Source organism: Rhodococcus koreensis (assembly GCF_017068375.1).
In the GTDB taxonomy this organism is placed as follows: Bacteria; Actinomycetota; Actinomycetes; order Mycobacteriales; family Mycobacteriaceae; genus Rhodococcus_F; species Rhodococcus_F koreensis.
Map to the genome: position 1 here is coordinate 727458 of NZ_CP070609.1, position 20532 is coordinate 747989.

The window sequence follows — 20532 nt, forward strand, 5'->3', positions numbered from 1 at the left end:
ACTGCACCGCCCCGAATTGTCGGGGCGGTGCAGTCGTGCGCGGATACTCCTGAATCACCGTCAGGGCATGTTGTAGGGAGTGATGATCCGGATCGGCGACATCACCGTGGTCACGCCCGACAGCCCGCCACGTCCCTGAATCAGCATGCGGCAGGCCAGGTTCGCGTCCGACCGCAGGTCGTGATCGAGGACGGCCGAGATCTTCTTGTCGCGGAGCAACTGCTTGTTGTCCCGATCGAGGTCGTGGGCGATGAAAACGCGGTAGCGGCGGCCGAGCTTCTCGAAGGCGCGCACGGTCGCCATGTTGCCGCCACCGATCGAGTAGACCGCCTCGATGTCCGGGTTGCGTTCGAGCGCGTCGAGGACGAGACGCTCAACCGTCGTGTCGAGGCCCTCGCTCTCGGAGATGTCGATCAGTGTGCGCTGAGAGCCGCTCCCCCCGACACCGCCCGAGCGGCGCAGCGCACCGCGGAAGCCCATCTCGCGCTCCTCTTCGCCGCGAAATGCGTTGCTACTCAAGGTGACGAGGACACTGGACGTGCTGTCGCACAGCCATTGCTCGAGCAGGTAGGCGGCTGTCTCCCCCGCCGCCCGGTTCTCGATTCCGACATAGCCGACCCGACTGCTGTTCGGCACGTCGGTGGCGTAGGTGACGACGGGGATCCCCGCCTCGGTGAGCCGGTCGATAGCGTCGGAGACCTCGGTGGTGTCGGGCGCCTTGACGATGACACCTTGTGAAGGCCGTGTGACGAGCTTGTCGAGTGTCTCGACCATGGCAGGCACCGAGCCGGTCTCCCGGAAGTGAAACCGGGTCCGGACCACGGCAGGGGCGAGGGACGGCAGTTCCGCCTCCACCGCCTCGCGGAATGCCCCGGAGAATCGGGGCGGCGCCTGCATGACGACGTCGAAGAGGTACTTTCGCCCGGCCAACCGCAGCTGGGAACGCTGTTTGTCCAGGTCAGCGATCGCTTGCGCGACTTCTGCGCGGGTTCCCTCACGCACCCCCGGGCGGTTGTGAAGCACGCGGTCGACGGTCGCCTCGCTGAGGCCCGCCTGCTGGGCGATCTCCCGAACCTTGTAACGACCGTGCGCCACAACTTCTCCCTCGAGGTAAAAATGATGGACGATGCCAACTGATTGAGGCACGTACCCCAGCAAGATTAGCAGGAATACACGAAAGATGCTCCCAATGAACAACTCCCGCACCGCCACACGGGGAGTCGCCGCCCGCGGGAGCGTGGTCGGACGATAGGTCGTCCGCGAGCGCCGCTTTACGAGTACTCACGAAGGCACACCATGCACTTCACTTCCGAACAGCGCCTCGACGACATCCTTGAACGCGAATTCACTCTGTGTGAAATCTCCGGCATCCTGTGGACGCCGAGACCCGCATCCGCACCGGCACCGCTGATGCTGGTCGGTCACCCCGGCGGGACCGCAATGACGTATCCCCAACCGGTGGCCCGAGCCCGGCACGCCACGGCGGAGGGCTTAGCCGTGGTCAAACCGCGCATCAACAGGCTCTGGACCTGTTCGACGCCCTCGGCCCAGGGAGAAAACGCTGTACGCCAATACGGACGGGCACACCGGCGTCCCCGGTTGCCCTTCGCCCGGTACCTGAAGCAGGGCAGGACGCCGCTCACCGGAGACCGGCACCCTCCCGTTTTCGACGGTCGTACGTATTCGTACTCGCAGCCGCCCCCGGGCCGACGGTATTCGTCCGGCCTCCCGGGGTCCCGAGCCGTCAATGCAACGTCCATGGTTCCTCGTTCGGTGAGTGGCACCCGATCGCGCGGGGACTGCCTCTTCGCTTGCTGAACGTAGACCGGGAAGCGGGGATGGAAGTGTCCAATTGTCTGGACACTCCGTTGCGCGTCCCTGTAGCGCAAGGGGTGCACCGTGCTGAACATGCATCGGCACAGACGAATTGAGGTAATTCCCTTGACTCGAACTGGTGTTCGATCTAGTCTCGATGCATGGGGGACGGGGAGAGAACTCAGGGGGCGTTGCCGGACGGTGATCCGGCCGACGTCGACACGCTGCGGTTGACCGAGACGCAGTTGCTCGAGACGGTGCTGGCGGTGTCCGCGGAGATCACCCGCCTCGAGGCGATTCGGGTGAGACTGATGGACGCAGTGGATTCGCGCTGCCGAGTCGACGTGCTGGGCCATCCCAACGCGAAGGCGTGGCTGGCGGCGCACACGATGCTCGAACCGGGGGCGGCGGGACGGATCGTGAACCTGGCACGGGGGCTGCGGTCGCGGCCTGCGATCGCCGGAAAGTTCTACGGCTGCAAGATCTCCGCGGATCATACGGGGCTGATTCTGCGGTTCTGCGAACGACCGCCGAAAGGAATGCCGCTGAGCGCGCTGAATCCTGTACTGGACGCGTTGCTGACTGCAGCGGACGGACCACAGGCCCGCACCGACCTGATCCGAGAAGGTATCGCGAAGGTGGAGCGAATCTTCGAAAGCGACGAGCACCCCGCGAGCGAAGACCTCGACCGCAACGAACTGCACGCATCGAAAACCCTGAACGGACGGGTATCGGTCAAAGGCGATCTGGATGCGGTGACCGGCGAGATGCTGCTGACCGCGATGTCGAAGCTGGCCGCACCCCGGCCGGCCATGGACGGGGCCAGAGACGAACGCACCCCGGGAAGGCGGCGTGCCGACGCGTTCACCGAACTGCTGCGTCGCTATCTCGCAGCAGGATTGAACGGCACCGAAGCCGGCGAACGCCCCCACATCAGCGTGCAGGTGCGGGCGCGAGACCTCGCCGACGCCCGCGGCACCGACCGCAGCGACTCGGGCGCGCAGGCTTCAGGCACCGGCCCAGCCGACATAACCTTTGGCGACCGGCCCACCTCTGCGGAGGACTGGGCGGCGGTGCTGGCGGAAACGGGGGTGGCGTGGGCGGCCTGGATGGGACCGCTGACGATCACCGCCGCCCGGCATCTGTCGTGTGATGCGCAGGTGAGCACGGTGATCCTCGACGATCACGGTGCACCCCTGGATGTCGGGTTGACCAGCAGGACGGCCACCAGAAAGCAGCGTCGGGCGTTGGCAGTGCGCGACGGTGGGTGCGCATTCCCCGGGTGCGGAGCGCCGGCATCGTGGTGCGAGGCGCACCATGCGGTCCACTGGGTCAACGGTGGCCTCACCGACATGGACAACCTCGTCCTGCTCTGTGGTTTCCACCACCGGCTCATCCACCACGACGGGTGGGAGGTGCAGATCGGCGACGACCGGCACCCGTGGTTCATTCCACCACCCGGCGTCGACCCCTTCCGGAAACCACTGCCCTCGCACAACCGGCGGGCCGGCCCGGCTGCGGCCTGACAGACTCAGCGCCGCAACACAACTCCATCCCACCACAGACGCCCCGCATCCGAGCCCCCCACTCGGATGCGGGGCACCCGCCGTGACAAAACACCGCAGCATCAGACCCCGCCGTGTCAGAACTCGATGACGGCCTTGCCGCGCACCTGCAGGTCGAACTCCGTGTACGCGGTTTCGGCGTCCTCGATCTTCCAGCGATCGGTGAACAGCGCGTCGACGTCGATGCCGTGCTGCGCGACGAAGCGCGCGCATTCGCCCATCCCGACGTTGGAGAACGTGTAGGAGCCGATGATCGAGATCTGCTTGATCACGATGTCGGGCGACACGTCGAGTTCGATGTTTCCGCCGAGGCCGACCAGGGCGAGGGCGGCGGCGAACTGGATCGCGGATTGGCCGATGGATCCGAGACCGAACACGGCAACCGTGTCCCGCCCGGTGACGTCCGCCCGCCGGAGTGCGCCGAAGGCAGTGCCTGTGCCGCAAGCGATTGCAAGGAGGGGCCGGTACTACTTGTCGGTTGACGCATACACCAGTTCGAGGATCCCGGACGGGAAGGCCGTGCTTTTCACCAAACGCAGGGTCACGGGCTTATTCAACTCTGGGAACAGCGGCGCCCCCTTGCTCGTGGCAGCGGGCAACACTCACAGCCGGTACTCGTCCACCACCCCGAGCTTGATCAGGGAGTTCACGAACTCGGTGCCGCCGGCGGCGACGAGGTCCTTGCCGGGTTCGGCCTCGAGCTTGGCGATCTCCTCGGCCGCGTCACCGCTGACGATCCGGGTCCCAGTCGTACGGCTGATTTCAAGGTACGAGAGAACATGACCTTGGGGATCTCGTTCATGGCCCCGGCGGACGGGTGATCGGAGGTGGGCCAGTAGCCGGCAATGATCTCGTAGGTGTTGCGGCCTATGAGGAAAACCCCGGCATCCCACAGCCGACTGACGAAGTATTCCTCCTGCTCGGGGTCGTCGATGCTCATCATGACGTCTCGAATTCCGTTGTCCTCGTCAGCGCTCTTGCCATCGAGCGAACGTAAACCTCCAAGAGTGATTCCAGCCCTCCGAAGCTGGTCCAATACATCGACCAGCCAGGATGTTACTGCGGGTGGAAACGGGGACCAGAAGTTCCAGCTGTCTGCAGCCAGATGAATGAAGCTGTTTCATATCATTCACCTCCTACGGCACGCTGTGAGCGTAGACGGGCAGGACTTCTCGAGCGGCTACTCGCAGTGATTGTTTATTCGGCAGTAGCCTTGTGCGCACTATGCGCCACTGGCGGGATGGACGCTTCTGGGTTGATCGATGAACGACCATCGTATGGGCCGCGAAGGAGAAAGAGCATGGCAGATCCCCGACCCCTGGACATCACCTTCACCGCCCGGCTGAGCAAGGTCCGTCCCGGGGACACGTGGACGTGCGTGCAGCTACCCGACTCAGCACGGATATTCGGTACCCGTGGTCTGGTCAAGGTCGCTGGGACCATCGACGCGCACCCGTTCACCGGAGCGTTCATGGCACTGGGAGATGGCACCCACAAGCTGCCCGTAGCTGCTGCCATCCGCAAGGCGATCGGCAAGAACGACGGTGACGACGTCGAGGTACACCTCACCGAGCGACTGAACTGAACTGAACTCACCAACGGGAAGACGTCCGGTACGGGATCCACTTTCGGGATGGGCCTGCCCACCGTGAGCCTTTCGCCGGGGATCCTCGAGCGACAAGACGATCGCCGAACACGCACAGCGTGGGCTCCCAGCGCTACCCGAAGGCACCTTCGGTCACGGCTTCTCGCCGGAAGATGTAGTTGCTGTCCCCAGCATCACCTCGATGTGGTGGCGTTCTCACGTCGGCTGGCAGTGAGTGCAATGCAGGAGAGGACGGCCGAGGCAAGGCCCAGTCCCGTGCGTATCCAGTTCCAGCGATACCAGGAGGTCAGTTCGGCGTGCACGGCCCGGGGTGGGAAGGCGGGGTCGAGCATGGCCAGGTTCGCACCCAGGAAGTAGATCGGGAGAAGTACGAAGGTCCCGACCATGCACGTCGTCGCCAGAGCCCACGCAAGGCGGCCTGGTCGGCGATTCGTGACGGTCGAGTACGTCGTCATGCTCAGCAGCAGGACCGAGGCGACCTCGAACGGGAAGACCGTCGCTCCGGTGGCGGGCCCGGAGCTCGCGAATTCCGACAGGAATGCGGCCGGATCCATTTCCCGCCAGTGCGGAACAATCACGGTCTGTGTGAGCAGGGCGCCCCCGGCGAAGGCCGAGGTAACGGCAACCGCGGCGGTCGCGATGATGCGGCCTGTGGGCCCGGTCGCGGGTCCGCGAGGAGGCAGGGCACTCGCGGGCTGAGCCATTGAGCCACTCCGGATCTCTCACTCGTTCGGTTCCGGTCGGCGGCGTTTGCGTTGGCCACAATTCCGCACAACTCCATAGTCGCCACTTTGACGCTCTTCGTCGACAAGCAAGGGTCTGTCTGTGGCCGGTGATGGATCCGCTTTGGCGGCGGGCCATCTGCCCATCGTGCGTTGGGCGAGCGACCTCGCGCGACGGTAAAGGTCCCTCAAATCAGTCTCGGTCTTGACGCCATGGCACCGTCGGACTTCTTCGTCACTCGCGAATCGATCGTGGAGCCACGATCATCAATCGGCTATGCCCCGAGACCGTTGACAATTTCTGCGCCGTCGGCGGAAAGTTGATCAGAGAACTTGTGACCCGATTTGTCAACGTCGGTGAGTAGGCGAGAAGCGTGAGCGTAACCGATCCCCCACCGCTGGTCGTCGTGCCGCCAGGAACCGGACAGACCGGTGACCTGGGCCCGATTGGGGTCGAATTCAAACTCTGGGGCCGTGACACCGGTGGGGTGCCGTCTGTCGTCTAGCACCCGTTCCCAGTCGGTGCGCTGGTGCCGCCGCATCTACATACGCGGGAGGACGAATTCTCGATAGTTACTCAGGGTGTAATCGGGTTCCGCTCCGGCGACCGGGAGGCCGTTCTCGAATCCGGCGGATACATCACAAAACCCCGCGGCGAAATGCACGCCATGTGGAACGCCGGCGGCGCCCCGGCGCGCATGATCGAGATCATCAGTCCGGCCGGCTTCGAACATTGCTTCCTGGAAATTTCTGAACTGATCGCCGCCGGCGCGCCGGATGTCACCCAGATCGCCGAAATTGCCGAGCGTTACGGACTGCAATTCGGCGAACCCGACTGGTTGCCCGACGTAATCGCCCGATACGGCTTGACACCGACGTGAGCCCCGCCATGTGCGGTGTCGTTCACTGGTCGCGGCTGAGACCGAGCTAGAGGTACCGGCCACAGGACCGATCCGCGCGCGCCTCATGACGGCCCGATTCCCGCTGTCGACGCCGGCAGACTGGGATGGCGCCGAGTGCGGGCGGTGAACACTGGCGGCTGCAATACTGAGCTGATGGACGGTCCAGCTGCTCGAGCCTTCGACAGTGCCGCCCGACGGTTCCTCGAAGTCAGCGCGTCCGCGACAGGTCACTATGACTCCCCCGGTCTTGGTGAGTGGTCCGTGCGCGACCTGCTGGGGCACACCAGCAGGTCGCTGACGACGGTGGAGACCTACCTCGACGTCGCCGGCGACGACTCCGGCCCGGTAGACCTGGTTGATGCCGTTGCGTACTACCTGGCCATCGCCGGTGCCCTGGCTGACACCGCAGCAGTGGCACAGCGGGGACGCGCCGCCGGCGCCGCCCTCGGAGAGGACCCGATGGCTACGCTGAGCGCTCTGGTTGCCCGGGTACCCGAGCAGGTCCGGGCCACGCCGGCCACCGCCCTGGTGCGCACACCCTTCGGGACGATGACCTTGCAGGGCTACCTCCCGACCCGAACCCTCGAGCTGACAGTGCACACATGCGACTTGGCAGCCGCCCTCGGCGTCAGCGCCGATGTCCCCCACGATGCGGTAGCCGAGACGTTCGCCGTGATCGGTGGCCTGGCCGCAGCACAGGGAACAGCACCCGCTGCGCTGCTGGCCTTGACCGGCCGCCTTCCCCTGCCAGCCGGTTACTCGGTGCTCTGACGCGTCACCGCGTTCTCGTCAGCCCGAGTCGACTGTGCCGACAGGAAGATGGCGAACCCACATCGACTCCCTTCTCCGACACCGACACCGATCCCGAGTGGCCGAGCTGACTCGACGGCTGAATGTAGGTGTCGAAACCCAGGGTGAGGGTGTCCCCGCGCGGTGGATCGACGGTCATGTAAGTCCGCGAGGCATCGCTGGTTTCCGCGGACGGCTCCGGTGTCCATCCCTGCGTCTCGAATATGTCGACGTAGTCGGATTCGACGACGATCACCACCGGCTCCGAGGAGCTGCCTGGTTTCCGGACCGTGAGGTCCCGCGGCACGTCCAGTCCTGCGCGCGCGACCTTCGGGTACGTGAGGGTGAGGGCGTACGCGCCCCCGAAGCATGGGGGCGGTGCCGCTATCGTTGGCATTGTTCCTGAACAATACTGGTGCTCAGCATCTTTCGAGGCGGCCCTCCGGCCCGAACAAGGGGGAATTCAGGCCGGAAGACCTGGCTGGCGCGCCGCCATCGCTTGCTGCGCGCGCAGCGTCCACACGGAGTACCCGCGACTGTCCGGTTCATGCCCCGGCGATCACCCTGATTCGCGCAGCACAATATGCGACGGTTGACCCATGAGATCTCCAGCGCCGAATGTAGAGCGGAGGACATCATGTTGCTCGATGGGGTCAACCATATTGCCTGCATATCCAAGGACGCCGCCCGCCTGGGCAGGTTCTATGCCGACGTATTCGACGCCGACGTCGGACCGACGCGGCCGCACGGCCGCGACGGAGGAGAAACGATGACCGTCATCCGGATCGGCCCGCATACCGAGTTGAACATCTTCGTGATCGACGGCAACACCGAAGCCGAGCGTCAGACACCGATGTGGGGGCGGGGTCGCATCGACCACGTCGGTCTGCAGGCGGCCTCACCGGAAGCCTTCGAGGTGATCCGGCAGCGGCTGATCGACGCGGCCGCCAGCGATGGAGCCATCAACAACTTCGGTACTGCACGGAGCGTCTTCTTCCGGGACCCCGACGGCCTCGAAGGGGAAGTGCTGATAGCCACGCCATGATGAATACCGACCACTCGACGCTCTCGTTTGAGGCGCCGTCATGTTGATGGCGTTCACCACCGCGTCCGCGGGCCGATCCACAGTGCGGGCATGTGCGTTTGGGTTCTTCAGTTGCGGGCACGCTGTGTAGAGGGCATTCGGACGACGGTCCGACTGACCCGCTCGAGCCACACAACAGTCAGGAGATGTCATGCAGAAAGTGTTGACCTTCGCAGCGGGCGCGGCCGTGGGCTTCGTCCTGGGCACCCGATCCGGCCGGCAAACCTACGAGAAGATGAGGCATCAGTCAATCGAACTCTGGCACAACCCCACCGTGCAGGAAAAGGTGAGCGAAGCGACGGAGACCGTCAGGGACAAGGCGCCGCAAGTGCAGCACAAGGTCGGTGAACTGGCGAAGAAGGCGACGCACCGCCACACCGACACGAACTCGACGACTGCGCCCACCAACGGAGCGTCGCTGGGTGACGCTGCGACCCCGTCTCCGGCGGCCCCCATTCCGACCGACGCGGACACCACGGCCGGTGTTCCGCCGACGCGCGGCGAATCTGCGGGGTGAGCTTGGATCATTCGTTGCCCGCGTTGGAGGTTTTCGGGCGAGCCGTCACCGTGCCGGATCATGTAGTCGGCAGTCGCGAGCACGCCGGAGTGATGCGGAACTCGATGCCGTGGTGTCCGTGTACCCATCCAGGCACACGTCAAGGCGTCGATGCGGCGTCACGCAATTCGGCGTACGAATCTTCCATCGCCACCGCCAGCCGGGCAACATCGGGCAGCGCCTCGGGGTCGGTGCAGAGCCCGATTCCGACGATCCCGGCGCAGGAAATCGCCGAGATCCGCAGCGCGTGGTGAACGGCCGGCTCCGAGGACGAGAAGAGTCGCTCCACCCGGCGCCCGGAAACGCTCACCGGCACCGGCGGGCCCGGGACGTTCGAGATCGCGAGGCTGAACTCCCGCGCACTCCCGGCCAGTCGCTGTACAGCCTCCCCGACGCGCTTCACGCGTCCGAGAGCGTGGAAGAGATCATAGAGTTCGTCGGCGTCGTCGAGGTGCTTGCGCTTCCTGGTCTCGGCGCTGATCCGGTCGAGTCGGGTGAGCGGATCCGGCTCGGCGAGCGGCAGATCGATGTTCAAGAAGGAATCGCGGTTTCCGACCTCCGCTCCCTCATCTCGGTGGTGAAGGCTGACCGGAACCTGAGCGCGAAGGCGCGGCAGCGCCCCCGCTCCGGCGGAGAGCCAGCTCCGCAGGCCGCCGGCGACGATCCCCAGGAGCACGTCGTTGACGGTGGCACGAGTGGGACGCGAGGCCCCTATGGTTTTCAGCTCCGAGAGCGGGGCGACGGTGAACGCGAGCTCGCGGGCGGCACTGATCGGACGGTCGAAAGGCGAGCGTGAGCCGCGGTGGCCGAGCTCACGGTGCATGGCCGCCGGCATCCGCAGCACCTCGTCGACCTTCGAACGCTGCGTCGAATCGGTGCGTACACCCGGTCGCGACTCGCGCGGGCCCGGTTCGGCGTGTCGATCCCAGAGAACGTCGTCCAGGAAGCGCACCGCAGCAATCCCGTCGGCCATCGCGTGATGGATCCGGACGGCGATCGCCTCGCGCCCGTCGCCGAGGGGTCCGATCAGATCGAGCGTCCACAGTGGACGCTCGCGGTCGAGGTGCTCGGACATCAGCGTGCTGACGGCCCGCCACAGATCGGCCCGCGACGCACACGCAGCATCTTCCCGGCGCCGGATGTGGTCGCTGATGTCGAAGGCGGTCGCCGCGGTCCAGCGCGGCTCCGAACCCGAGGTGTCGATCCGCTGCGTCGCGCGCGGCTGGCTCGAAAGGCGCTCGGCCACCGCTGTTCGCAGGGCATCGAGGTCCAGCGGGCCGGAGGCGGGCTCGAGAATCACCAGCTTCAGGGTATGGCCGGATATCACCGCCGATTCAAGCCCCAGAATATGGGCATCGTCGGCGGAGAGCCGATCGGGATCCTCGCGGGTCACCTCGGCAAGTCTATTCGCGTCTGCACCTCGTCGAACCAGGAACGTCGAACCAGGAACGTCGAACCAGGAATGCAACCCCGATTGCGCCGCTCGTCCGGCATAGCCCACGGACTTCATCCAGTGGACGCCGGACTCCCCGTGACGGCGACCGCAGATCCGACCCATCGGCGCAGATACGCACGCAGTTCGTCCTGGCTACGCGGCGGGTTTCCCGGCGAGATGAAGAACGACTGCATCGTCCGCAACTGATACTCGACGAGCTCACGCAGGGCGTGCTCCCCGTAGCCGTGCCGCTCCCAGTCGACGTCGAAGCGCCGGATCATCGTCATTCCGAAGGCGAGGGCTTCCTCGGACGTGATTCCCTCGGTATGTGAATGGGAACCGGACAGCATGAGGCCGAGCTGCGGAACGCGGGGCGCTTCGTTGAGCGTGTAGATCACGGCCTCGACCACAGCCTCCGCGGGATCCTCGATGCCGGCGACGTGTTCCGTCAGGCGGTCGAGGAATCCGTCGACCGCGGCGATGGCTGCAGCTCGTAGAAGCGAGTCGGTGCTGGGAAAGTACCGGTACACCGTCTGACGGATGACACCGAGGGATTCCGCAACATCCGCGATGCTGATCGCCGTGCCGTTCCGGCTGATGAGCTCGACTGCGGCGATGACGATTCGCCGGGACGCTTCCTCGTCACTTCCGGGTGGGCTGCCACCCCACCCACGCCTGCCTGCCATTGCCCGTGCCCCTACCTCTCGCACTGCGTCGTCGGCCCGAACGGACTGCACGGGACGACGGCACAGTGCCCGACCTGGACTCAGAGGTTACCGCGAGCGCGTCCCGCTTCCGGCCACCGCAGTTCTCCCCGAATCTGTCGAAAGTAATCATACAGAGACTATGGTCTGTGTATGTTGTTGAGGCTTGGGTCTCCACCTGCCCACAGACTTCAGTCCACTCATGCCGCACGAGACGAGGAATTGCACATGTCCGACCTGCATCCCAGAAAGATGGATTTCGCGTTCGACGAACAGGACGTCCCGTTCCTCTGGAACCCCGACAACCCCGCCTGGTCGAGCATGTCGAACGCGATCTCCTTCCTGGCCATTGGTTTCGAGAAAATGATCGTCAAGGCGATCATGCAGGCCAAACCGTTGATGACTCCCGAGGTCGCGGAGGAGGCCGTGGCGTTCATGCGCCAGGAGGGCCACCACTCGACCGCGCACCGTCAGCACGTCAAGGCCCTGATCAGGCGGTATCCGGGACTCCAGAACACGCTCGACGCGGTGATCGGCGAGTACGACCTCCTCACCGAGGCGACGAGTCTGAACTACCGACTCGCCTACACCGCGGACCTGGAGGCGACGTTCACACCGGTGTTCAAGCTGATGCTCGACAACGACGCGACCCTCTTCCGGCCGGGCGACGACCGGGTTGCGTCCCTGTTCATCTGGCACTTCGTCGAGGAGGTCGAACACCGTAGCTCAGCGCTGGTGATCTTCAATTCCCTTGTCGGAGATGAGCTGTACCGGATGAGGATGGCGCCCTCGATCTTCACGCATGTGATGAAGGTCGTCCGAATCGCCTGCGCCGGGTTCAACCAGCACGTCCCACTGAGGGAGCGGAAGGTCGATTCGATGTCGATGTTCGCGACGCACCGCACCAAGCAGAAGCTGCTCACCGCGTTCGCGCCCTACCTGAGCAAAGGGATCATGCCGCGCGCGTTCGACGACCTCCCCCGCGGGGAACAACTCACCGCCCTGGCCGGCGTCGTCCGGAGTCAGATGCCGAAGCACAACCCGACCCACGAGAAGCTGCCCGCGCTCGCCGACGAGTGGTTCACCCGATACGACGCCGGCTACGACTGCACCCGCTGGTACACCGCCGAGTCGGGTGAACGTCGGACCGAGTCCGCGGCGGCGGTGGTCAACTGATGATCGATCTCTGCTCACCCACCTTCGACCAGCTGTCGACGGCGCTCGGCTTCTCGTGCGCCGAGGCCGGTGGACTCGTCGAGCTCCGCAATCCGTTGGCCCTGGAGAACTGGACACTGCCGGTTCTCGAGTTCACGATCGTGCTCGGGTCGGTGCTCGCACTCGTGTTTGCGATCCTGCGCTGGCGCCGCAGCGGCGATCCGACCACCCTGGCGCTCTGGTTCGGCGCCACCGCGTATCTGTTCGTCATCGAACCGCCGCTGTACTTTCCGGCGGCGTTCGGGATCGAGGAACACGTGGACACGATGTTCGCGCACAACGTGTTCACGGTGGACTTCCTGTGGGGCCGGCTACCCCTGTACATCATCGCGATCTATCCGCTGATGGCCACGCTGGCCTTCGAGCTCGTCCGGATGCTCGGCGTCTTCCGCAAATACGGCGTGCTCGTCGGCGCGGTCTGCGTGGGCTTCGTGCACCACGCGTTCTACGAGATCTTCGACCAGCTCGGACCGCAGCTGAGGTGGTGGGAATGGTCGACCACCAACCCGGTCAACCAGCCCATGTTCGATGCGGTCCCACTGCCGAGCGTCGTGGTGTTCGCGGCACTGTGGCCGATATCGCTGGCACTGTGCGTCCAATTCTTCGTGGGTCGCCACACCGACCGGGGCCGAACCTTCACCGGACTCGAACTGGTCTGGCGGACAATCGTAATCGGCCTCCTGGCGTCGGCCGGCACGTTCATCCTCCCGATCCCCGCGACCATCCTCGGGATGGAGAGCACCACGGTCCGGGGATTCCTCTACGCGGCGGAACTCGTCGTCGTCACGCTCGTCGCGATCCCGGTCCTGTTGCGACAGTGGTCGCGGCTGCGCGGGCGGACGTCTGACGTTCCCGCCTACTCGAACAACTTCGTTCGTGTCTACAGCGTGGTGTACCTCGGCGTGATGGGCCTGCTGTGGGGGACTGCGTTACCGGACTACCTCGCCGCCGTCGACGGCGTCACGAGCAACGGCGATCCCATCGGAAACATCTGGTACACGATCGCCTGCTTCGCGATCGCGATTCTGTGCGTCGCCGCCACCTTCACGGTGCCGCGGAATTCCGTGGACGGACATGGTCCGGTCTCCGGCGAAAGGACGCCACACGCTGTCCGATAGCTGTCGCGCATTCTCGTGATCGACGACCGCCTCCTGCCAGTCCCGGTCGGTGACCGGGCCGCTGTGTGCGGTCGGAGCGGCCACACCCAGCCGAGTGCCGATTTGCTCCCACGACCGGCCACCGGCGAGCGCATCGATCACCGACCGGGCGAGGAGTTCTTCGTCCTGTTCGCGCGATAGACGGATCGGGGATTGCACCAGCCGGAGCTCTCGACGGTTCGGGGCCGCCTCCTCATCCATTCGGGCGACTGTACCGGGGCCGGACTTCCTGTCCATTCGCCGAACGACACGGCTTCGATACCCCGGACACATGGCCACCGGGCCGAGTGGCACACGACCGGGTATGTGGTGTACAACATAGTCGGCCACGATGTGAACCAGATCACAGACGTGACCCTGAGGCACACATATCGGTACCCGACGAAAGCAGGACGCATGGCGACAGTCTCGATCACCCCGGCAACTCCCACCGTGTCGCGGACGCCCCGCCACGGCGGCTCCATGAGCACCGCGGAGATCAAGTCGAGGATCGAGGCCATGTTCGCCGACGACCGCTCGCCCGCCCGGCGTGCGGGCACCGCAGTCTCCCCGTAGCTGTAGCGGACGCTGTGCTGCCCTCGGCCTGGTGCGCGACGTCGCCCTAGAGGGCAGACACATCGAGAGGCGTGTAGTGCTCCACGACCGGGAAGGGATCGTAGAAGTGGTGCAGCAGGTCCTTCCACTGCTGGTATCCACTCGACTGACGAAATCCTTCGGTGTGGTCTTCGAGTTCATCCCACTCGACCAGCAGCAGGTAGACATTCGGGCGCTCGTGACCGCGTGACAACTGCAGCCGGCGGAATCCGGGCATCGACGAGATAATCGACTCGGCCTGCCCGAATGCAGATTCGAACTCGGCGACCCTGTCTGGGGTCACGGACAGCAGTGCATGTTCCAAGATCACCCGCACAGTATGCGACTTCGCACGGTCCCAACGATCGCGGGGCGTCGGCACAACCGCCGACGCCCCCTTTTCCAGCCGCTATGACACGACGACGCGCGTCGCCTTGTCGGCGATCATCACGTGGTGTGCGAGGACGGGTCCGATGCCGGCGAGGGCTTCCGGACTCGTCATCTGCTGGTGCGACACGGGAACGTTGTGCACGAGGATCTCGCCGCTGATGTGCGGCCGCCACGCGGAGACTCCCGTGGGGGCATCGAAGGAATCTGCCGCTCCGAAGTACAGCAGATCGACGCCGCGCGGTGTCGACGGGCGGTGCGCGAGCGCGAGGTCGACCGTCTGCGTGAACACCCGGTGCACGGCCTCGAGGTCGCCCGCGGTCACGGCCGCGAACGGTCCGCCAGTGCGCCGCAGCACCTCCACGGCACGATCGGCGGTCGTCGCATCATCTCCGTCATCCGGGACCACCGCGCCGAACTCCGCGAGAAGCGCTGCCATGGTGGGCTTCTCGGCCGTGCGATCGAGGCCCCCGGCCAGATGGGTGTCGAGCATCGCGAGGGTGACCACCTCGTCGCCGGCGCCCGTGAGCTGCACCCCCATCTCATGGGCGATCTGGCCGCCGACCGAATAGCCCACCAGGTGGTACGGGCCGTGCGGCTGCACCGCGCGGATCCGGGCGACATACCGGGCCGCGAGTTCCTCCAGGGAGCCGACATGCAGGTCCGGGTCGGTCAGCGCCGGGGACTGCAGCCCGTACACGGGACGGTCGCCGAGGTACTGCACCAGTCCGGTGAAGCACCAGGCCAACCCGATCGCCGGATGGATGCAGAACACCGGGCTGCCGGTTCCGGTGGTACGCAGCGGCAGCAGCACGTCCAGTGACCGGTCGGCCTCATCCTCCGATCCGGGATCCTCCGGCGCCGTGACGATCATGTGTGCCAGGGATTCCGGCGTCGCATGGGTGAAGATCCACTGCACCGGCACGGCCCGCGCGGAAGACTCGGCGATCCGGGCGATCACGCTCGTCGCGGTGAGCGACGTGCCACCGAGCGTGAAGTAGTTGTCGTCGAGGCCGACACGGTCCAGTCCGAGCCCCTCGGCGAACGCGGCGGCCACCACCTCCTCGGTCGCGTTGCGCGGCGCCCGGTACTCGGCGCGCCCCGCGGTGAAGTCCGGTTCCGGCAGAGCCGCACGGTCGAGTTTCCCGTTCGCGGTCACCGGCACGGCGTCGAGCACCGTCACGGTCGCAGGGACCATGTGCGGGGCCAGGCGCGCGCGGGCGTGTGCCAGGACCGCGGACGTGTCGAGTTCCGATCCCGCGACGGGGACGACGTAGCCGGCCAATCGGTCGCCGCTGGTGTGCACGACGGCGTGGTCGATACCGGGGTATCCGAGGAGGGCTGATTCGATTTCGCCGAGTTCGACGCGGAAACCACGAATCTTCACCTGAAAATCCGAGCGACCCACATACTCGAGCACCGGCCCACCCGGACCCTCCCGCCACCGCACCACATCCCCCGTCCGATACATCCGCTGCCCCGGACCACCGAACGGATCCGCAACAAACCGCGCCGCCGTCAACCCCAACCGATTCCGATACCCCCGCGCCAACGCCGGACCCGACAAATACAACTCCCCCGCCGCCCCGAACGGCACCGGCCGCAACCGCGCATCCAACACCACTTCACCGAACCCACCAACCGGACCACCAATCGTCACCGACTCCCCCATCACCAACGGCTCGCTCGCATTCGACATGATCGTGGCCTCCGTCGGCCCGTACGCATTGAACATCTCCCGACCCGGCGCCCACCTCGATACAAGTTCCGGCGGGCACGCCTCACCGGCAACCACCAACGTACCCAACACATCCAGACCGGACGGATCCAACGACGACAACGCCGTCGGCGTCAACACCGCATGCGTCACCCCCTCACAATCCAGGATCCGCGCCAACTCCTCCCCGCCATACACCGTCGGCGGCACCACCACCAACCGGCCACCCATCCCCACCGCCCACACCAACTCGAACACCGACGCATCGAAACTCGGCGACGCACACTGCAACACCCGCGCACCGGTGACCGATCCAAAACCCGAACGCTGCGACGCCACCACATTCGCCAACCCCCGATGCGTCACCACCACCCCCTTCGGCAGACCCGTCGACCCCGACGTATAGATCACATACGCCGCCTGACCCACCCGCACCGGAGCACCCCGATCCGCATCCGACACCGCCCCCGCCGACACCGACGACAACCGCTCCACCGTCTCGGCATCATCGAGCACCACCCACCGCACCGCACCCGGCAACCGATCCACCGAAGCCGACACCGTCACCCCCACAACCACACCCGAATCAGCAACCATGTGCTCGATCCGACCCACCGGATACTGCGGATCCACCGGCAAAAACGCCGCACCCGTCTTCGCCACCGCCCACACCGACACCACCGACTCCACCGACCGCGCCACCGCCACCGCCACCACCGACTCGGCACCCACCCCCACCCCGAGCAAAACCCGCGCCAACCGATTCGACGCCGCATCCACCTCCCGATACGTCAACCGCCGCCCCCCACACACCACCGCCACCGCATCCGGATCCACCCCCACCGCCGCCGCCAACAACCCCGGCAACGACACCTCCGGGGCCGACCCCCCACCCACCACCGGCGTCAACCGATCCAACTCGTGCGCGCCGAGGACGTCGATGTCGCCGATCGGGCGATCCGGCGATGCGGTGACAGCGTCGAGGATCCGGACGAACTGATCCGCGAAGCCGCGGACGGTGCCTGCGTCCAGGACGTCGGTGGCGAAGCCGAATGCGGCGGACATCCCTGCGGGCGCGCCGGTTTCGTCGACTTTCTCACTCAGGGTCAGGAACAGGTCGCATTTGGCGACCTCGACGCCGGAGTCGACGACCTCGACGGTCAGACCGGGCAGTTCGAGTCGGCTCTCCTCGGTGTTCTGGAATTCGAGCAGCACCTGGAACAGTGGGGCGTGCGCCGTGGACCGCACTGGGTCGACCGCCTGCACGACCCGGTCGAACGGCACCTCTGCCTGCCCGAACGCGCCGAGATCGGTGTCGCGGACGTGCGCCATCAGGTCGGTGAAGGAGCGGTCGGGTGCGACGTCGGTCCGTAGCACCACGGTGTTGACGAACATGCCGACCATCTCGTCCAGTGCCGCGTCGCCGCGGCCGGCGAGGGGCGTGCCCACTGCGAGATCCATCGCACCGCTCAGCCGACCGAGCAGGACGGCGAGAGCGGCGTGCGCGACCATGAACAGTGTCGAATCATGACTCCGAGCAAGTTCGGACAGCTTCCTGTGCAGGTCCGCGCCGATCGCGAACGGCACGGTGGCGCCGTGCGAGGACCGCTGCAGGGGTCGCCGGCGGTCGAGCGGCAGTTCGAGCAGCTCGGGCATCCCGTCGAGGGTCCGGCGCCAGTAGTCCAGCTGCGCCGAGATGGGCGAGTCCGGGTCGGTGTCGCTGCCGAGGGTGCGGCGCTGCCACAGCGCGAAGTCGGCATACTGCACCGGCATCGGCGCCCACGCGGGCGGACGTCCGTGTGAACGTGCGGTGTACGCGACCATCACGTCGCGGGCCAGCGGCGCCATCGATGATCCGTCCGCCGCGATATGGTGCAGAACCAGGGCCAACACGTGTTCGTCCGGACCGATCCGCAGAAGTGCGATGCGCATCGGGACCTCGCTGCGCACGTTGAATTCGGCCGACGCCAGTGACACCAGCTCGGTGCGCAGCGCCGCTTCGTCAGCGACGGTGACCGGAGTGAGGTCGAGGGTCACCTGGTCCACGGGCAGCACCACCTGGTGCGGGCCGTCCGCGGAGCCGGGGTAGACGGTGCGGAGTGGTTCGTGCCGGTCGACGACGTCCTCGAAAGCGGCGCGCATGGCCTCGATGTCGAGTTCGCCGGACAGGCGCAGCGCGATCGGAATGTTGTAGGCGGGCGAAGCCGTGTCGACCTGGTTGACGATCCACATCCGCTGCTGCGCCAGCGACAGCGGCAGGCGATCGGGGCGTACGCCCCCGGTGAGTGCGGTACGCGCCGCGACGCGGCGATCTGCTTCATCGGCGCGGGCGGCGAAGCCCACCACCGTGGGTGCCTCGAACAGCTCGCGGACCCCCAGGCCGGTACCCAGTGCGGAGTTGATGCGGGCGACGACGCGGGTCGCGCTCAGCGAATTGCCGCCCAGGTCGAAGAAGTTGTCGTCGAGCCCGGCCCGGTCGAGTCCGAGTACCTCGGCGAAGACATCTGCCACGGTCCGCTCGGTTCCGCTGTCCGACGCACGGAAGACGGTGCGTACCACCGCGAAATCCGGTGTGGGCAATGCCTGCCGGTCCAGCTTGCCCACCGGGGTGAGGGGCAACTCGTCGAGGATCACGATCGTCGCGGGCACCATGTGCGCGGGCACACTGCCGCGCACATGGTCGGTGACCTCGGCGACGTCGGGTTCGCCGTCACCGGACGGTAGAACGTACGACACCAGGACGGTGTCCCCGGACGGGGCGGTGCGACCGAGGGTCACCGCGAACGCAATACGGGGATGCTGCGTCAGCACCGCATCGATTTCGCCGAGTTCGACGCGGAAACCACGAATCTTCACCTGAAAATCCGAGCGACCCACATACTCGAGCACCGGCCCACCCGGACCCTCCCGCCACCGCACCACATCCCCCGTCCGATACATCCGCTGCCCCGGACCACCGAACGGATCCGCAACAAACCGCGCCGCCGTCAACCCCAACCGATTCCGATACCCCCGCGCCAACGCCGGACCCGACAAATACAACTCCCCCGCCGCCCCGAACGGCACCGGCCGCAACCGCGCATCCAACACCACTTCACCGAACCCACCAACCGGACCACCAATCGTCACCGACTCCCCCATCACCAACGGCTCGCTCGCATTCGACATGATCGTGGCCTCCGTCGGCCCGTACGCATTGAACATCTCCCGACCCGGCGCCCACCTCGATACAAGTTCCGGCGGGCACGCCTCACCGGCAACCACCAACGTACCCAACACATCCAGACCGGACGGATCCAACGACGACAACGCCGTCGGCGTCAACACCGCATGCGTCACCCCCTCACAATCCAGGATCCGCGCCAACTCCTCCCCGCCATACACCGTCGGCGGCACCACCACCAACCGGCCACCCATCCCCACCGCCCACACCAACTCGAACACCGACGCATCGAAACTCGGCGACGCACACTGCAACACCCGCGCACCGGTGACCGATCCAAAACCCGAACGCTGCGACGCCACCACATTCGCCAACCCCCGATGCGTCACCACCACCCCCTTCGGCAGACCCGTCGACCCCGACGTATAGATCACATACGCCGCCTGACCCACCCGCACCGGAGCACCCCGATCCGCATCCGACACCGCCCCCGCCGACACCGACGACAACCGCTCCACCGTCTCGGCATCATCGAGCACCACCCACCGCACCGCACCCGGCAACCGATCCACCGAAGCCGACACCGTCACCCCCACAACCACACCCGAATCAGCAACCATGTGCTCGATCCGACCCACCGGATACTGCGGATCCACCGGCAAAAACGCCGCACCCGTCTTCGCCACCGCCCACACCGACACCACCGACTCCACCGACCGCGCCACCGCCACCGCCACCACCGACTCGGCACCCACCCCCACCCCGAGCAAAACCCGCGCCAACCGATTCGACGCCGCATCCACCTCCCGATACGTCAACCGCCGCCCCCCACACACCACCGCCACCGCATCCGGATCCACCCCCACCGCCGCCGCCAACAACCCCGGCAACGACACCTCCGGGGCCGACCCCCCACCCACCACCGGCGTCAACCGATCCAACTCGTGCGCGCCGATCGCGGCGAGTGGAGTGCCGGGGTCCGCGGCGAGCAGTTCGTCGATCAACCCGACGACGGCGGCGTGATGCGACCGCAGTTCGTCGTCGCGGTAGCGGTACGGGTTGGCCTCGAACTCGACGATCGTCGATGCCGGGGTGCCGCTGCGATACACGTTGACGGACAGGTCCGGGACGGGACCGGTGGT

At 66.1% G+C, this 20532-nt stretch carries 17 protein-coding genes and 2 pseudogenes; 9 read left to right on the forward strand and 10 right to left on the reverse strand.

Going from position 1 to position 20532, the window contains the following annotated elements:
• Window positions 1–60 precede the first annotated feature (60 nt).
• Window positions 61–1095 carry a LacI family DNA-binding transcriptional regulator gene (locus tag JWS14_RS03310; protein WP_206012487.1) on the reverse strand — a complete coding sequence of 345 codons (1035 nt, stop codon included), beginning with the start codon at window positions 1093–1095 and terminating at the stop codon, window positions 61–63.
• Window positions 1096–1976: 881 nt separating this feature from the next.
• Here JWS14_RS03310 and JWS14_RS03315 point away from each other — a divergent pair.
• Complete coding sequence (locus tag JWS14_RS03315; protein WP_206012488.1) at window positions 1977–3341, forward strand: HNH endonuclease signature motif containing protein; 1365 nt, start codon at window positions 1977–1979, stop codon at window positions 3339–3341.
• Window positions 3342–3457: 116 nt separating this feature from the next.
• Here JWS14_RS03315 and JWS14_RS03320 read toward each other — a convergent pair whose 3' ends face one another.
• The gene (locus JWS14_RS03320) at window positions 3458–3757 is read right to left on the reverse strand and encodes an MDR/zinc-dependent alcohol dehydrogenase-like family protein (RefSeq protein ID WP_072951124.1); all 300 of its coding nucleotides are present in this window, start codon (window positions 3755–3757) and stop codon (window positions 3458–3460) included.
• A gap of 269 nt (window positions 3758–4026) precedes the next feature.
• Complete coding sequence (locus JWS14_RS03325) at window positions 4027–4323, reverse strand: dihydrofolate reductase family protein (protein WP_206012489.1); 297 nt, start codon at window positions 4321–4323, stop codon at window positions 4027–4029.
• A 357-nt stretch (window positions 4324–4680) separates the two neighbouring features.
• On the opposite strand from JWS14_RS03325, the gene JWS14_RS03330 reads away from it, so the two are divergent.
• Window positions 4681–4965 carry a DUF1905 domain-containing protein gene (locus JWS14_RS03330; RefSeq protein ID WP_095863875.1) on the forward strand — a complete coding sequence of 95 codons (285 nt, stop codon included), beginning with the start codon at window positions 4681–4683 and terminating at the stop codon, window positions 4963–4965.
• A 194-nt stretch (window positions 4966–5159) separates the two neighbouring features.
• On the opposite strand, the gene JWS14_RS03335 is transcribed toward JWS14_RS03330, so the two are convergent.
• Window positions 5160–5690: a DUF1772 domain-containing protein gene (locus JWS14_RS03335; protein WP_206012490.1), complete on the reverse strand. Its 531-nt coding sequence runs from the start codon at window positions 5688–5690 to the stop codon at window positions 5160–5162.
• A 392-nt stretch (window positions 5691–6082) separates the two neighbouring features.
• Here JWS14_RS03335 and JWS14_RS51130 point away from each other — a divergent pair.
• Together JWS14_RS51130 and JWS14_RS03345 are read left to right on the forward strand one after the other, a co-directional pair.
• A pseudogene (locus JWS14_RS51130) lies at window positions 6083–6589 on the forward strand (cupin domain-containing protein).
• 174 nt (window positions 6590–6763) lie between these two features.
• The gene (locus tag JWS14_RS03345; protein ID WP_072951125.1) at window positions 6764–7381 is read left to right on the forward strand and encodes a maleylpyruvate isomerase N-terminal domain-containing protein; all 618 of its coding nucleotides are present in this window, start codon (window positions 6764–6766) and stop codon (window positions 7379–7381) included.
• A 4-nt stretch (window positions 7382–7385) separates the two neighbouring features.
• Here JWS14_RS03345 and JWS14_RS03350 read toward each other — a convergent pair whose 3' ends face one another.
• Window positions 7386–7796, reverse strand: a complete 411-nt coding sequence (locus JWS14_RS03350) for a hypothetical protein (protein WP_206016310.1) — start codon at window positions 7794–7796, stop codon at window positions 7386–7388.
• A gap of 240 nt (window positions 7797–8036) precedes the next feature.
• Here JWS14_RS03350 and JWS14_RS03355 point away from each other — a divergent pair, with 240 nt between their 5' ends.
• Window positions 8037–8444, forward strand: coding sequence for a VOC family protein (locus tag JWS14_RS03355; protein ID WP_206015905.1), 408 nt, complete (start codon window positions 8037–8039; stop codon window positions 8442–8444).
• Between the two features lie 190 nt (window positions 8445–8634).
• The gene (locus JWS14_RS03360) at window positions 8635–9000 is read left to right on the forward strand and encodes a YtxH domain-containing protein (RefSeq protein WP_206012491.1); all 366 of its coding nucleotides are present in this window, start codon (window positions 8635–8637) and stop codon (window positions 8998–9000) included.
• Window positions 9001–9139: 139 nt separating this feature from the next.
• Here JWS14_RS03360 and JWS14_RS03365 read toward each other — a convergent pair whose 3' ends face one another.
• Window positions 9140–10432, reverse strand: coding sequence for a wax ester/triacylglycerol synthase domain-containing protein (locus tag JWS14_RS03365; protein WP_072951107.1), 1293 nt, complete (start codon window positions 10430–10432; stop codon window positions 9140–9142).
• A gap of 113 nt (window positions 10433–10545) precedes the next feature.
• Window positions 10546–11160 (reverse strand): TetR/AcrR family transcriptional regulator, encoded by a 615-nt coding sequence (locus JWS14_RS03370; protein WP_072951106.1) that lies wholly within the window; start codon window positions 11158–11160, stop codon window positions 10546–10548.
• 246 nt (window positions 11161–11406) lie between these two features.
• Here JWS14_RS03370 and JWS14_RS03375 point away from each other — a divergent pair, with 246 nt between their 5' ends.
• From JWS14_RS03375 to JWS14_RS03385, 3 genes are all read left to right on the forward strand, one after another.
• A complete protein-coding gene (locus JWS14_RS03375; protein WP_206012492.1) occupies window positions 11407–12354 on the forward strand; it encodes a metal-dependent hydrolase in 948 nt (315 codons plus the stop codon).
• Window positions 12354–13511: a hypothetical protein gene (locus JWS14_RS03380; protein WP_095863869.1), complete on the forward strand. Its 1158-nt coding sequence runs from the start codon at window positions 12354–12356 to the stop codon at window positions 13509–13511. The genes JWS14_RS03375 and JWS14_RS03380 overlap by 1 nt, the downstream gene beginning before the upstream one ends.
• Before the next feature lie 435 nt (window positions 13512–13946).
• A complete protein-coding gene (locus tag JWS14_RS03385) occupies window positions 13947–14105 on the forward strand; it encodes a hypothetical protein (protein WP_167372224.1) in 159 nt (52 codons plus the stop codon).
• Window positions 14106–14151: 46 nt separating this feature from the next.
• Here the strand turns inward: JWS14_RS03385 and JWS14_RS03390 are convergent, their stop codons facing one another.
• The 3 genes and pseudogenes from JWS14_RS03390 to JWS14_RS03395 all read right to left on the reverse strand — a co-directional run.
• Window positions 14152–14454 (reverse strand): antibiotic biosynthesis monooxygenase family protein, encoded by a 303-nt coding sequence (locus tag JWS14_RS03390; protein ID WP_072951103.1) that lies wholly within the window; start codon window positions 14452–14454, stop codon window positions 14152–14154.
• 78 nt (window positions 14455–14532) lie between these two features.
• On the reverse strand, window positions 14533–15384 hold the full coding sequence (locus JWS14_RS52205) for a thioesterase domain-containing protein (RefSeq protein ID WP_476748564.1): 852 nt from the start codon (window positions 15382–15384) through the stop codon (window positions 14533–14535).
• A gap of 42 nt (window positions 15385–15426) precedes the next feature.
• Window positions 15427–20295 (reverse strand): annotated as a pseudogene (locus JWS14_RS03395) (amino acid adenylation domain-containing protein); the annotation flags it as partial.
• Between the last annotated feature and the right edge of the window lie 237 nt (window positions 20296–20532).